Annotated in this window: 16 protein-coding genes; 5 read left to right on the forward strand and 11 right to left on the reverse strand. The window is 63.0% G+C overall.

Annotation, left to right across the window (positions count from 1 at the left end; all coding sequences use genetic code 11):
- Nucleotides 1-44: 44 nt before the first annotated feature.
- Nucleotides 45-341, forward strand: a complete 297-nt coding sequence (locus tag C5L14_RS00785; RefSeq protein WP_105860127.1) for a photosystem reaction center subunit H — start codon at nt 45-47, stop codon at nt 339-341.
- A gap of 46 nt (nt 342-387) precedes the next feature.
- On the opposite strand, the gene C5L14_RS00790 is transcribed toward C5L14_RS00785, so the two are convergent.
- The 3 genes from C5L14_RS00790 to treY all read right to left on the reverse strand — a co-directional run bounded on the left by C5L14_RS00790 (nt 388) and on the right by treY (nt 5,312).
- A complete protein-coding gene (locus C5L14_RS00790) occupies nt 388-639 on the reverse strand; it encodes a hypothetical protein (RefSeq protein ID WP_105860128.1) in 252 nt (83 codons plus the stop codon).
- Between the two features lie 153 nt (nt 640-792).
- On the reverse strand, nt 793-2,601 hold the full coding sequence (gene treZ / locus C5L14_RS00795; RefSeq protein WP_105860129.1) for a malto-oligosyltrehalose trehalohydrolase: 1,809 nt from the start codon (nt 2,599-2,601) through the stop codon (nt 793-795).
- Complete coding sequence (treY, locus tag C5L14_RS00800; protein ID WP_105860130.1) at nt 2,598-5,312, reverse strand: malto-oligosyltrehalose synthase; 2,715 nt, start codon at nt 5,310-5,312, stop codon at nt 2,598-2,600. Before treY ends, treZ begins: the two co-directional genes overlap by 4 nt.
- Nucleotides 5,313-5,508: 196 nt before the next feature.
- On the opposite strand from treY, the gene C5L14_RS00805 reads away from it, so the two are divergent.
- Together C5L14_RS00805 and C5L14_RS00810 are read left to right on the forward strand one after the other, a co-directional pair.
- Nucleotides 5,509-5,730 (forward strand): hypothetical protein, encoded by a 222-nt coding sequence (locus C5L14_RS00805; protein ID WP_105860131.1) that lies wholly within the window; start codon nt 5,509-5,511, stop codon nt 5,728-5,730.
- 72 nt (nt 5,731-5,802) lie between these two features.
- Complete coding sequence (locus tag C5L14_RS00810) at nt 5,803-6,090, forward strand: hypothetical protein (protein WP_105860132.1); 288 nt, start codon at nt 5,803-5,805, stop codon at nt 6,088-6,090.
- Between the two features lie 372 nt (nt 6,091-6,462).
- Here the strand turns inward: C5L14_RS00810 and C5L14_RS00815 are convergent, their stop codons facing one another.
- The 5 genes from C5L14_RS00815 to C5L14_RS00835 form a co-directional block, all read right to left on the reverse strand.
- Entirely contained in the window at nt 6,463-6,666 is a 204-nt protein-coding gene (locus C5L14_RS00815; protein WP_105860133.1) for a hypothetical protein, read from the reverse strand.
- 154 nt (nt 6,667-6,820) lie between these two features.
- Nucleotides 6,821-7,012, reverse strand: a complete 192-nt coding sequence (locus C5L14_RS00820; protein WP_105860134.1) for a hypothetical protein — start codon at nt 7,010-7,012, stop codon at nt 6,821-6,823.
- Between the two features lie 13 nt (nt 7,013-7,025).
- A complete protein-coding gene (locus tag C5L14_RS30200; protein ID WP_181160948.1) occupies nt 7,026-7,244 on the reverse strand; it encodes a DUF982 domain-containing protein in 219 nt (72 codons plus the stop codon).
- A 67-nt stretch (nt 7,245-7,311) separates the two neighbouring features.
- Nucleotides 7,312-7,590, reverse strand: a complete 279-nt coding sequence (locus C5L14_RS00830; RefSeq protein WP_181160949.1) for a DUF982 domain-containing protein — start codon at nt 7,588-7,590, stop codon at nt 7,312-7,314.
- Between the two features lie 57 nt (nt 7,591-7,647).
- Complete coding sequence (locus C5L14_RS00835; protein ID WP_105860137.1) at nt 7,648-7,878, reverse strand: DUF982 domain-containing protein; 231 nt, start codon at nt 7,876-7,878, stop codon at nt 7,648-7,650.
- Nucleotides 7,879-8,093: 215 nt separating this feature from the next.
- Here C5L14_RS00835 and C5L14_RS00840 point away from each other — a divergent pair, with 215 nt between their 5' ends.
- Nucleotides 8,094-8,303, forward strand: coding sequence for a DUF2945 domain-containing protein (locus C5L14_RS00840; RefSeq protein ID WP_105860138.1), 210 nt, complete (start codon nt 8,094-8,096; stop codon nt 8,301-8,303).
- A 63-nt stretch (nt 8,304-8,366) separates the two neighbouring features.
- Complete coding sequence (locus C5L14_RS00845) at nt 8,367-9,026, forward strand: uracil-DNA glycosylase family protein (protein WP_105860629.1); 660 nt, start codon at nt 8,367-8,369, stop codon at nt 9,024-9,026.
- Nucleotides 9,027-9,068: 42 nt separating this feature from the next.
- On the opposite strand, the gene C5L14_RS00850 is transcribed toward C5L14_RS00845, so the two are convergent.
- The 3 genes from C5L14_RS00850 to C5L14_RS00860 all read right to left on the reverse strand — a co-directional run bounded on the left by C5L14_RS00850 (nt 9,069) and on the right by C5L14_RS00860 (nt 12,221).
- The gene (locus C5L14_RS00850; protein ID WP_105860139.1) at nt 9,069-9,869 is read right to left on the reverse strand and encodes a 3-methyl-2-oxobutanoate hydroxymethyltransferase; all 801 of its coding nucleotides are present in this window, start codon (nt 9,867-9,869) and stop codon (nt 9,069-9,071) included.
- A gap of 9 nt (nt 9,870-9,878) precedes the next feature.
- Complete coding sequence (locus tag C5L14_RS00855; protein WP_181160950.1) at nt 9,879-10,970, reverse strand: fatty acid desaturase family protein; 1,092 nt, start codon at nt 10,968-10,970, stop codon at nt 9,879-9,881.
- A 69-nt stretch (nt 10,971-11,039) separates the two neighbouring features.
- Nucleotides 11,040-12,221 carry an aldose 1-epimerase family protein gene (locus C5L14_RS00860; RefSeq protein WP_105860141.1) on the reverse strand — a complete coding sequence of 394 codons (1,182 nt, stop codon included), beginning with the start codon at nt 12,219-12,221 and terminating at the stop codon, nt 11,040-11,042.
- Nucleotide 12,222: the final 1 nt, after the last annotated feature.

Raw genomic sequence — 12,222 nt, forward strand, 5'->3', positions numbered from 1 at the left:
AACTCAGCTGTTATATACCATCAAACCTTACAGGAGGACCGGCCATGGACCACAGCTCCCATATCAGGCTTGCCGCCAGCGAACTGACGCCCGAATTTCTGGAAGGCGCGACGATATACGGACCGGGAGACGAGAATATCGGCAGTGTTTCCCATGTCCACGGTGTGGGCACGGACACGATTGTCGTTATCGATGTGGGTGGCTTCCTCGGCATCGGCGCCAAGCCCGTGGCCGTGAGGGTTGCCGACCTCGATTTCATGCGGGACGAGAATGGTCAGATACACGCGGTGACGTCGTGGACGAAGGATCAGCTCAAGGCCATGCCCGAGCATCAAGACTGAGGGCCGGCTTGCCCTGGGCCGAGCAGCTCTATCTGGCGCCTGTCGATCAGGCCTGACCGTTGTGCCACTTCTCCGCCTGCAGTGCGGTTCTGCCGGCCTCGGTAATCTCCCAGTAATTGGCCGATGGCCGAGGCTTGATCGCCACGAAGCCGAGGAAGCGCAGGCGCCAAAAGGTTCGCTGCGATCGAACGCCGTCGGGCATCTCTCCGATGGGCACGCCTCCGGGCGTCATCATGACTTCGGCCCCCGCCTCGAGCGCGGTCAGTGCACGGATCTGGGCGGGGGATAGCTTCGCCATCTCAGCATCGCCGTCCTGGCATGTGAGCGCCGATTCAAGCCTTGGGATGCGGCCTCGATACGCTCGCGACATTCATTCTACATGAGATCGGGCCGAAGCAGAGAGGAATTGCCTCTGGCTGCGCCGGCGGGTTGCTTGCGCTTTCCTGACACGTCACGTGGAAGATCCTCTCGGTGTTTCCATCGTCCAAACAGCGGTCCAGGCGCCAAGGACTGTGCCCTCCCATTGCCCTTCCGTCCAGATAGGGTCGCCATCCGGCGGCTTTTTCATCGGCTTCGGCGCATCGCTGAGGTTGAGAACGAGGCGAAGCATCGTTTCGCTCGTGCTCCGCCAATCAACGCAGACGATCCCGTCCTGGCCGATCCTGTACCGGCCGGCCTTCGGAAGCATCGGCATGAGCGGCATGATCCTGGCGGCCCGCACTGCCAGGATCCGCCGGTACCAATCCAGCATTTCGGCATGCAGGGGGCTCTCGCGTTCCTGCCACAGCAACTTGGCCGAGAGGAAGGTCTGTTCGCTGACGGGATCGGGAATGGCGTCGCGCGCTTGCGGTTCGGCATATTCGGGAAAACGCGAGAATTCTTCGCGCCGGCCCTTGCGCACGGCATCGGCCAGTTCACCCTCGACATCGCAGAAGAAGGTAAAAGGCGTGGAGGCCGCCCACTCCTCGCCCTGGAACAGCATGGGGATCTGCGGTGCCAGGAGATAGGCGGCCGCGGCAGCCTTCACGGCCTGGAGCGGATGGCGGTGGTGAATGCGATCGCCGAGGGCGCGATTGCCGATCTGGTCGTGATTTTGCAGGAAGGCGACGAAGGCATGTGGTGGCAAATGGGCCGAGGGTTGCCCGCGGATGCTGCCGCGATAGGGCATCGTCTCGCCCTGGAAGGCGAAGCCCTGCGCCAAGGCGCGGCCGAGCAATTCGGGCCGACGGGCATAGTCGCCATAATAGCCGGCATCCTCGCCGGTCACCGCCACATGCAGGGCGTGATGGACGTCGTCATTCCACTGCGCGGTGAAAGTGGGTGTTCCATCCGGTTGCCGGGCGAGCCATTCGGCGCTGTTTTCCTCATTCTCCAGCACGAGATGAACAGGGCGATCGTCTATGACGGCGCCGACTGCGGCGCGGATCTCGGCAAGCAGATGGCGTTCACCCGCGTCCCGTATCTCGTGCACGGCATCGAAACGCAATCCGTCGAGGCGGAACTCCTTCAGCCAGTAGAGCACGTTCTCGATGGTGAAGGCCCGGATCTCCGCGGACCCTTCGTCGTCATAGTTGACGGCCGGGCCCCAGGGGGTCCGGTGGCGTTCGGTAAAGACGGGAGCATAGAGCGGCAGATAGTTACCCTCGGCGCCGTAGTGGTTGTAGACGACGTCGAGCAGCACCGAGAGGCCGAGGCCATGGGCTTCGTCGATGAAGGCCTTCAGGTGCTCCGGCCGGCCATAGGCGGCGTCCGGGGCGAAGGGAAGGACGCCGTCATACCCCCAGTTGCGTTGCCCCGGAAAATCCGCGACCGGCATGAGCTGAATGGCGGTCACTCCCAGTTCCTTGAGTCGGCCGAGCTGCTGCGCGGCGCTGGCGAAGGTGCCCTCCGGCGTGAAGGTACCGATATGAAGTTCGTAAAGCACCGTTTCATGCCAGGCGCGTCCCCGCCAGTTCGTGTTGCGCCAGCGATAGGCCGTCGGGTCGACCAGCTCGCTCGGCCCATGGACGTCCTCGGGCTGGAAGCGGCTGGCCGGATCAGGCACCGTCATGCCGTCTTCCAACACGAAGCGGTAGCGGGCACCGAAGTCGGCGGCCACCGGCAGGCAATGCCAACCGCCATGGTTTTGCATCGAGTAGGTCTTCTGGCCCAGTTGCAGGCCGATCCGGCGCTGCTTGGGTGCCCAGAGGCGAAACAATACCTTGCCGTCGCACAGGGCGGGGCCGAAGCGTGGTTCGTAACGGCCTGGGAACGTGGTCATGGCTGGGAATGCCGGATTGCGGGCGGTGTCTGCGGCACCAGCACGGCGGCGGGCAGCTCCGCCAGCAGCATCGCAAGATCGATGCCTTCCTTGCCGGGGGTGATCTGGCGTCCGGAGAGGATATCGCCATAGACCGGGTCATGATGGGGAAGGGGCAGGAACCCATCGATGGGACCCCGGCCCGGAAACCGGGCAGCCACGACGATGAGGGCGCAATCGCCGTGCTGGCGCGAAAAGGCGATGAAGCGATCGCCTGCCATCTCGATGGGCCGATAGTCCCCTTCGGCAAACAAGGCCTCATGCCGGCGGCGCAGCGCGAGCAGATTGGCGATGACGGCCAATTTGGCGCTTCCGTCGAGCAGATCGTCTCGCGCGATCGGCCGAAGCTTCTCCAGGCCGTCCTTGCGCCAGGCCCAGTCGACCGGGCGGCGATTGTCCGGATCGACCAGGCTGAAATCATAGGCCTCGGCGCCCTGGTAGATATCGGGAATGCCGGGCACGGTGAATTTCAACACGGTTTGCGTGAGGCTGTTGGCGGCACCGAGTTCGATGACGCGCTTTTCGAAGCCGATGAAATCGGCAAGAAAATCCTGATTTGCGAAAGCGGCTGCAACATAGTCGTGCAGGGACTTTTCATAGGCCTCGTCGGGTGCGGCCCAATTGGTATGAATCTTGGCCTCGCGCGCCGATTTCAGCATGGCGAGCTGGAGGCGCTCCTGGAAACGCTGCAGCGCCCCGGGGTCGGCAGGGACGAGGCCCGGGGGCCAGGCGCCGACGAGCAATTGGAAGAACAGGAAGATGTCGTTGCCATCAGGCCCGGCCTCAGTTCCGCCGAGCATGGTGCGCCAGCGGGCGGCGGCCTCGGCGAAGTCCACGGGAATCTCGCTGAGAACGGCCAGGCGCGCCCGGCAATCTTCGCCTCGTTTGGTGTCATGTGTCGAAGTCGCCAGCATGGCACCCGCATGGCGGGCGAGATTGGCGGCATGGAAAGCCTCGACGCTGGCGCCAAGGTGGCCGGGATGGCCTCCCACCTCGTTGGCCGCAATAAAGCGGTTGTAGCGATAGAAGGCGGTGTCCTCGACCCCCTTGGCCATGATCGGCCCGGTATATTGCTGGAACCGCATGGCAAAACCCAGAACGTCCTGTCTGCTGAAGCCGCTGCCGGGCCTTGCAACGGCCTCGCCGCTGAGCAGCGCGAACAGGAAGTCGAACACCGAACGATCGATGCCGCCTCCTGAGCGCCGTGCGTGGGCGAAGGCGGTTTCGAGCTCCTTGAGATCGGCCGCCGTGGCGTCATCCATGTCGACATAAGTGCGATAGACCCGAAACCCGGCGACGATTTCCCTGAGGGCGCGCTGCAGCACATTGCGGGTAAAATCGGCGGTACGCGGATTGGAACGAGCGATGCGGGCCGCTTCGCGAGCCAGGCCGCCGAGTTCGCCGGCCATCTCGTCTTCCATGATGGCCAGCTTGCACTCGCGGCTGATGGCCTTGAAGCTGCGCCGCTCGCCGCTGAAGCGGCGATAGAGTTCGTCGAGCCTCGCCTGGCCGTTCGGGTCGATCAGGAGATTGGTGAGAAGGTTGGCGAATTCGTAGCCGGTGGTGCCATCGGCCTGCCAATCCTCGCGCAGTTCCTCGCTCTCTCCGAGGATCTTCTCGACGACCAGGTAGACTGGCCGGGGCGTTTTCTCGCGCAAGCGTCGGCAATAGGTCTTGGGGTCGAGCAGGCCGTCGATATGGTCGATGCGCAGCCCGTCCAGCACGCCCTTGGCAATCAATTCGAAGACAAAGCGATGGGCGTGCTCGAACAACTCCTCATGCTCGATGCGCAATCCGGCCAGATCGCTGATATTGAAGAAGCGGCGATAGTTGATATCGTCGGCCGCCACGCGAAAATGGGCCACGCGCCAGTGCTGGTCGGCTATCAGACGGTCGAGCCGTTTCCAGCTCTCCAAGTCGCCGGCCAGGCCGGCGAAATGCCCCAGACGTTCGGCGACGGCCGCCGCCATCTTCGGATCCGCCGCGACCAGGGCGGCAAGGTCGGCCTTGAGTTCTCCGGCCCGGCGTCGTTCATGCGGGTGGAACCCCTCGAGGTGGGAGAAGGCATCGCTCAGTCTTTCGAGCTCGGCGTGATCGTTCCCGAGGATGCGGCCATAATGCCCGGGACGGATGGGAAGCTTGTGGGCGCCATGCGCCCAAACGGCGATCTCCCCGGCCGCGGCGTCGAGGCGCAGCTCCAGGCCGCCGCCGGCAAGCACCGCGCCGTACTGGTCGCCGAGCACGGGGACCAGGACCTTGCCATCGAGATGCGACGGTTCCGGCCGCCAGTCGATATCGAACCAGCCGGCATAAGCGGACTCCTGGCCCCATTCGAGCACGTCGAGCCAGTAGGGATTGTCGGCGCCGTTCACGCCCATATGGTTCGGGACGAAGTCGAGGATGAGCCCCAGGCCATTGGCGCGCAGCGCCTGCGTCATCCGGTCGAAATCTTCCGTCGTGCCGAGCTCGGGATTGAGAGCGGAGTGATCGACGATATCGTAGCCATGGCTGCTGCCCGGCCGCGCTTTCAAGAACGGGGAAGCATAGACGTGGCTGACTCCCAATCGGGCGAGATAGCCGGCTATGGCTTCGACTGCAGCAAAATTGAAGCGGGAGTTCAGCTGCAAACGGTAGGTCGCCCGCGGCGGCGGCGGGCAATCAGCTTTCGACATGGGACCTTCCAGATCGCGTCTCGTCCAGGAACCAGCGGCGAGGCTGAAAGTTTCGTGCTCCGGAAAATCAGGTGGAGCCGAGCGGGCGGCCCACCGCGACCAGGGAGAAGTGACCGCAGGTCACGGTGTCGACCAAGGCCGCAACCTGGATCTTTTGTGCCGCTCATGGGTTGTGTGGCCAGAGGGAGTAGAAGTGATGATTTCAACGTTCGATTACGACCCGGAAGAGATCGTCAGTTTCGAAGGCCATGATGTCAGTCTGAAGGAAGCAGTGATGCGTTATCGGCAGTCGAAAGCCCATCCAGACGTGCCCGCGGACTTTTCGGCTATTCGCGATCCTGGCAAGATACCTCAGCTGTTCGAAGCCGAACACTTCGAGGTACTCGCCGCGCTTCCAGAGTTCGAGCGCGCGGACTGAGTATTGCGCAGCGACGGACATAGCCGTCCGCGCGCTTGAAGATTGACCCCGGTGTCCGGAAGGATCATATCCATGGTTTCAAACACTCCCGAACCGATCGCGGTGGGTAGCCTCGTCACGTTCTCTGCTGCGCACGGCCAGAGCCAGCCCGATTTTCACGAAGGCGCCCTGATAACGCTCGTGCCCGGAGTGGGAGATCCCGTTATCGGCCGTATTCTCGTTCATACCTCCGAGGAAGTGTCGGTCGCCGTTGGGGACGCGCAATTGGTGCTGACGCCCGTAGCGCTGACCTTGGATGAGAATGAAGGCTTCGATTATACAGGGGCGTGGGCAGTTCGATCGACAAAACCCCTAGCCTAGAACGATGTCGCTCGTGCTGGATCGAACATTGTCCATAGTAAAACAGAGACGCGCTCGCGCACGAACAGGCCCGGCACCTAATGCAAGGCTCGGCTGTGCGATTTTAGGGAACGGTCAGGCCTCGGAGCAGTTTGGAAGGGGCGAGGTCGTTAGGTTCTTGTGTCACTCTGGATTGACCTCGCAAGTAGAGTCCGACGGTCCGGTTCCTCGTTGCTGATCTTTCCCTCAGGTCCGAGAGCCGGGCCGTTTCATTTTCCTCGGCGTTCATGCAACGACGACAAGCCGCAGCGCGCAAAGCGGCGGCCTATCGAATGACAATCGGGAACACGGGCTTCCCGCGGTGTTCCGTGAGAGTGCGGTGACGGACTGCCCTTAGAGGACATGCATACGATCGACGCCGCGCCTCCTTCTCTTGGCCGGCTGTGGGGAAGGCTCGATGACAGGTTTGTCATCCGCCTGGGCCGGATAGTCGACGCTGGGAGGCACGAGCGGTGTTTCTTCCGGCTGGCTTTCCTTGCCGCCAGATTCTTTGTGCTTCGGGCCGGTGAGTGGTTTCCGACGCTTGGATTCGGGCATTCGGATCTCCTTCACGGCATGAGCCACCCGCGCGCTTCTCTACAGGCTCAGACGGTCTTTCTGGCATCCTCGGCGTCATTCATGCCGGCCGCCACATCGAAACGGCCGCGCCGGGACATCGGGCGGGACGGCGCCCCTATGGTTTCCATTCCGGTCACACTTGCTTGGGATCGACCAGAGGAGGCATTTCCGGCGGATTCGGCACATCCGGCATGAGCGGCGTATTGCCCGGAGGCGGCGGTATGATCGGCACCTCCTCGGGGGGCTTGGGATTGGGCTCCGGCATCGGCGGCGGACTTTCCGTGGGAGCCGGCGACGGCGATTTCGGTTCTTTCGGATCAGGCATTCCACTCTCTCCCTCAAGGCACGACGTGCATGCCGGACTCCTCGCAGGCTTCGATAAATGCCTTCCGGGCGAGGCTGGCGGGGATCGATCCGGCCAGCGCTTCAACACAAGCGCGTCTGGCGAGGAGATGCTTCTCCCCGCCTTCGGTCGGCCAATGGTTCAGGAGGAAATCGGAAGCTTCCTCCGCCGATGCAATCAGCCGGACCTGCCCGACACGGGTTTCGAGTTTCACGGGGACACTCCAGAGTCTGACATTCATGGCGTAGCTCAGCAAATCGATCGTCGGCAGGGCGATAGGTTCAATAATTGCCGGTTCGGCTTTTCCCTCCCCATTTCTCGGCGACATGCATTTCGAGTTGAATGCAGGCCTCGATGAATGCGGCACGGGCATCGTCGACCGATTCTGCCCCTTCAAGGGCATCCAAGAAGCCCTGACGTCCCGAAGCAGGCGCCCCGTCCGCATCGATGGGCCAATGCTTCAGCAAGAAGATGACAGCTTCGTCTGTCGAACCAATGATGCGGTAATCTCCGATATAGGTTTGGAGTTCGACGGGGCGCTGCCAAGCACGGTTGTACATATCGGTCCTCCACCGTCTCAACCGCCGTGGCCTCATTTCGTTCCGGCAAACAGGGGTTTATCTGGCAAGGATCACCCCAGCTTCTTCCGCAGCGAGCAGGAAGGCGGCCCTGGCGTCTTCGGGGTCGCGTTTGCCCTCGATCACCTCGAGACAGACCCGCTTTGCGAAGTCATATCGCTCGCCGCTGTCGACGGGCCAGTTGTTGAGCAGATAGTCAGCCGCCGCGTCTGCATCGCTGATGGAGATACCGTCTATATCGATCGGATGGGTGAACGCTATGGAAGCCATGTGTTACCTCCTCCTCTGGAAAAACGGGAGGAGGGGCCGATGGTTCCAAGAGGGCGAGCGGCCGGCCAAGCGTTGTGAGCCCTGCTCGATTCGGCCGTTCGCCGGGAGCAGCACATGCGACAAGAAGGAGGCTACCTCGCCCTCCAAAACGTCCATGATCGGGAGCAGAATGATACGAGCAAGCTGGGGGTGTAACGGAACGAGGCGTTGGCACGATGGCGAAACGATTTGAGATCGGCGATCACGTCACATGGAATTCGGAGGCAGGCCGCGTATCGGGGACGATTATCGCGGTCCACACCCGTGATTTCGACTATAAGGGGCATACGCACCGTGCGACGGAAGACGATCCCCAATATGAAATCAAGAGCGACAAGACCGACCATGTCGCCGCTCACAGGGGTGGCGCCCTCGAGCCGGCGTGAACTCGGGTGTGTGGAGCTGTCCGGCGCAGCAAGATGAGTACTGACGACGCGATCGAGCCACGGATGTCCGGAGAGCCCTGCTTTTCGAGAGCAAACGAGCGGGGTTCCCCATTTGAGACGCTGGTGAGCAGCATTCGCGCCTGCCGCACTTGCCGCGATCACCCTCGTTACGGCGCGCCGCTGGCTCATGAACCGAGACCGGTGATACAGGCGTCTCAGGATGCCCGAATCTGCATAGTCGGCCAAGCTCCGGGAACCAGGGTGCATAAGAGCGGGCGTCCCTTCGACGACCCATCCGGGGTACGTTTGAGGCGATGGCTCGGAATTGATGAAGCGAGCTTCTACGATCCGGCGAAGTTTGCCATTCTGCCGATGGGATTTTGCTTTCCCGGCTTGGCTTCCAACGGCGGTGATCTGCCGCCGCGTCGGGAGTGTGCAGAACTCTGGCGCGCCAGGCTGTTCTCGCAAATGCCGCGGGTGCAGCTTTTGCTGGTCATTGGGTCCTATGCCCAGCGTTGGCATCTCGGGCCAGAAGCCGCGCGATGGGGCGTCAACGAGACCGTCAGACGCTGGCGGGATGTCTATCGACGCGACCCGCGGATGCGTAAGTTTCCGTTGCCCCATCCATCCTGGCACAACAACAAATGGCTCAGCCGGAATCCGTGGTTCGAAACCGATGTGCTGCCGGTACTGCAGGCGGACATACGTGATGTCCTTCTCTGACGGCGGCGTTGGCCGACGGGAAAAGGCGGCCTTCCAACGGCCTCAGCTTGCCTCCAGCTTCGCCATGAACGTCTTCAATTCATCCGGCGGCATATGCACGATGTGCTGTTCCCGAGGATAGGCGTTGGTTTCCACATCCGACACATATTCGCGGAAGGCCGCGATGCGCTCGGCCTGCAGGCGGTCATATTCGGCGGCGAAATTGCGATAGACCTTGGAATGCCTGGGCATATGGCCGCGATTCATACCGAGGATATCCTCGGCGAACAGATATTGCGCGTCGCAACCGGCGCCAGCGCCCATCGACAGCATGAAGAGGCTGGTGCGCTGCGAAATCGCCTCGGCGACCTCCACGGGCACCACTTCGATCTCGGCTCCGAAGGCGCCGGCTGCTTCGAGTTGCTTGACGGCCTCGAACACCTGGAGGGCGCTGTCGGCCGTCTTGCCGACGGCCTTGAAGCCGCCTGTCCAGGTCTTGCGCGAGGGGATCAGGCCGACATGCCCGATGACGGGAACCGCCTCGTCCGCCATACGCTTGATCGTGGCGTAGGAGGCGCTGCAATAGACGGCATCGGCGCCGGCCTTGATCATGCGGAACGACCAGCGCACGAAGTCGTCGGCCGTACCAATCTCGTAGAAATTATCGCCGGGCATGGAAAACAGGCTCGGCGCGGCATCGCGATAGTGCGGATGGAGGATCAGTTCGGGCGGAATGGAGACGATGTCGACGCCCGCCCGCTCGGCGGCCTCGGCCTCCTCCAGCGTGGTGACGCGCAGCATGGTCAGCTGCTTCTTGCCCTTGAGGGCGCGCAGATCGGCGATCGTGGGTCTGGTGCGGGTCATTCCTAGTCCTCACTCGGCGGCCGTGGCCACGGCCAATTCATGGAATTCGGCGCGATAGGGCCGGGCCGTGGGCGGCAGTTCCCGCAGCAGGAAGTAATCCTCGTTGCGAAGCTGCCGCAGCACGACGGGAAACACCTCGCGATAGGCATGCCACATCGAGGGATTGGGCTCCGGCAGATCGTGCTTGATCAGCTCATGCAGCCTGGGCAAGGCGTGATAGGGCACCATCGGGAACATGTGATGCTCCACGTGGTAGTTCATGTTCCAATAGATGAAGCGGCTGATCGGATTCATGTAGACGGTGCGGGTGTTGAGCCGGTGGTCCGTCACATTGTCGGCAAGGCCGATATGCTGGAGCAGGCCGGTCATCACCATGTGCCAGCAGCCATAGAGCCGGGGCAGGCCGATCAGCATCAGCGGCAGCCACGACCAGGTGGCGAGTGCCGCGATGATGGCGGCAAGATAGATCGCCATATGCCAGCGCGCCGCCGTCACGGCCCTGGGCCGCTCCATCTCGGGAATGAAGCTCTGCTCGTCGGGTGTCAGGATCCCCAGCGCGTTGCGGCCGAGGGCGATCAGCGAATACCAGGCGTCGATGATGCCCACGAAGTTCAGCACCAGCCGGATCAGGTCCGGCGGCCTCATCACGGCGATCTCGGCATCGCGCCCGACGATGATGGTGTCGGTGTGGTGGCGGGCATGGCTCCAGCGCCAGGTGACGGGATTGCGCATCAGCATGAAGCTGGCGATCTGGTAGACCACGTCGTTCATCCAGCGGGTGCGAAAGGCCGTGCCGTGGCCGCATTCGTGCCAGCGCGAGTCGCTCGAGGAGCCATAGAGAACGCCGTAGACGAAAAAGAAGGGCAGGCACCACCAGCTGCCCCAGAACCAGATACCGCCTGCCGCGGAGGTAAGGATGGCGGTAATCCAGATGATGGTGTCACGGATGGCAGGCCCATCCGAGCGCTGCATCAGCTCCTTCATGACCTTGCGCGGAATATCGGTATGGTACCACTCCGTGGAGGCCAGTCCCGTCTCGATGGCCTGGCGCGTGCTTTCGCCGACCAGGCTGTAGTCCCGTTTCCTATGCATCGTCGCCATGGCCATGCCGTTCATTTCGTGTGGTTGTCGCGGCCTCTGCCCGCGTCTTCCCGGTCAGCGCCGCCCCTGTCACGAGCGTCCCTCCAGGCGCGGAAACAGCCCGGATGGCAGGGGGAAATCCTGCTGGGGCTGCCGGGCGATGCCGGTGATGAGATTTTCCGCCGCCGCGATCTCATCGCCGCCGTCGAGGATCTTGCAGCGTGCCTGGTAGCGACGCTCCTCGCCATGCTCCAGCCAGATCATCTCGCCGCGCTCGCGCGCCGCGAGATCGCCGAGAACGTGATGCGTCGAGGGCTCGATGCCGAGGACATATTCGCCGGGCTGGAAGTTCTGCCATTGATAGAGGCAGGGCAACTGGTCCTGCCGCGTCACCACCATCAGGCCTAGGCCGATGCGATCATTGACGAGAGCCACCGGCTGTTCGCCGGCGACATCGGCGGCGAGCCTGTGCTGCCAGACCTGCTCGCGGAAGCCGGCCTGGGGGGCAGGGGCAACGCGATAGCCGACCTCCTGCCGGCGATAGGCCTCGCCAGCATGGGCGGCCCAGATGACATCCTCGATGGGGGCGAGGTAGCGCGAGCCCTCGTCAAGCACGGGATGGCCGATATTGATATGGTAGAAATACATGTGCGGCGTCCGCCGGAAGCCGTGATTGACCACGCGGTCGCTGATGCGGATCTCGTTGCCGCCGAGATCGGCCTCGATGCGCCGCAGGAGATGCAGGTCCTCGCCGAACACGGCCGATTGCTGCACGACACCCTCCGCCCAGAGCACGCAGCGCTCGCCGTCCCAGCTCTCGCCATAGCCGGTCAGGCGGGCGGGGATGGTGCCGATGCGGCCATGCAGCGAGTGCCTGATGCTCTTCTTGCCCGGATAATTGTAGCTGTCGGCCGGCGTTTCTTCCGGCCCGAGGATATGATCGAGGCCGCAGGTCACCATGAGGCCCGAGAAGGAACGAGCCCAGGCGAGGCCGTTCTCCCCCTCATAATCATGCAGGGCCGGGTGCCGGAAACCGGTGGGGGAATGCCAGCCGATCGATCGTCCCCGATACTCGCAGTCGGCGATGTCGAGAGCCCGGTCGACCAGCGCGGTGAAACGCAGGCCCGTGCCGGTGCGGAATTCCAGCATGCGGATGCCGCGCTCGACGCCGTCGCCCAGCGTCATCAGCCGCACGCCGGCGAATTGCGAGAGCATGCCGGCCCGTTCGCCGATCTGGCGGCGCGTGAGGGTGCGTCCGAACAGTTCGACCATT

Origin of the sequence: Labrys okinawensis, from assembly GCF_002982075.1 — a bacterium.
GTDB classification, from domain to species: Bacteria; Pseudomonadota; Alphaproteobacteria; order Rhizobiales; family Labraceae; genus Labrys; species Labrys okinawensis_A.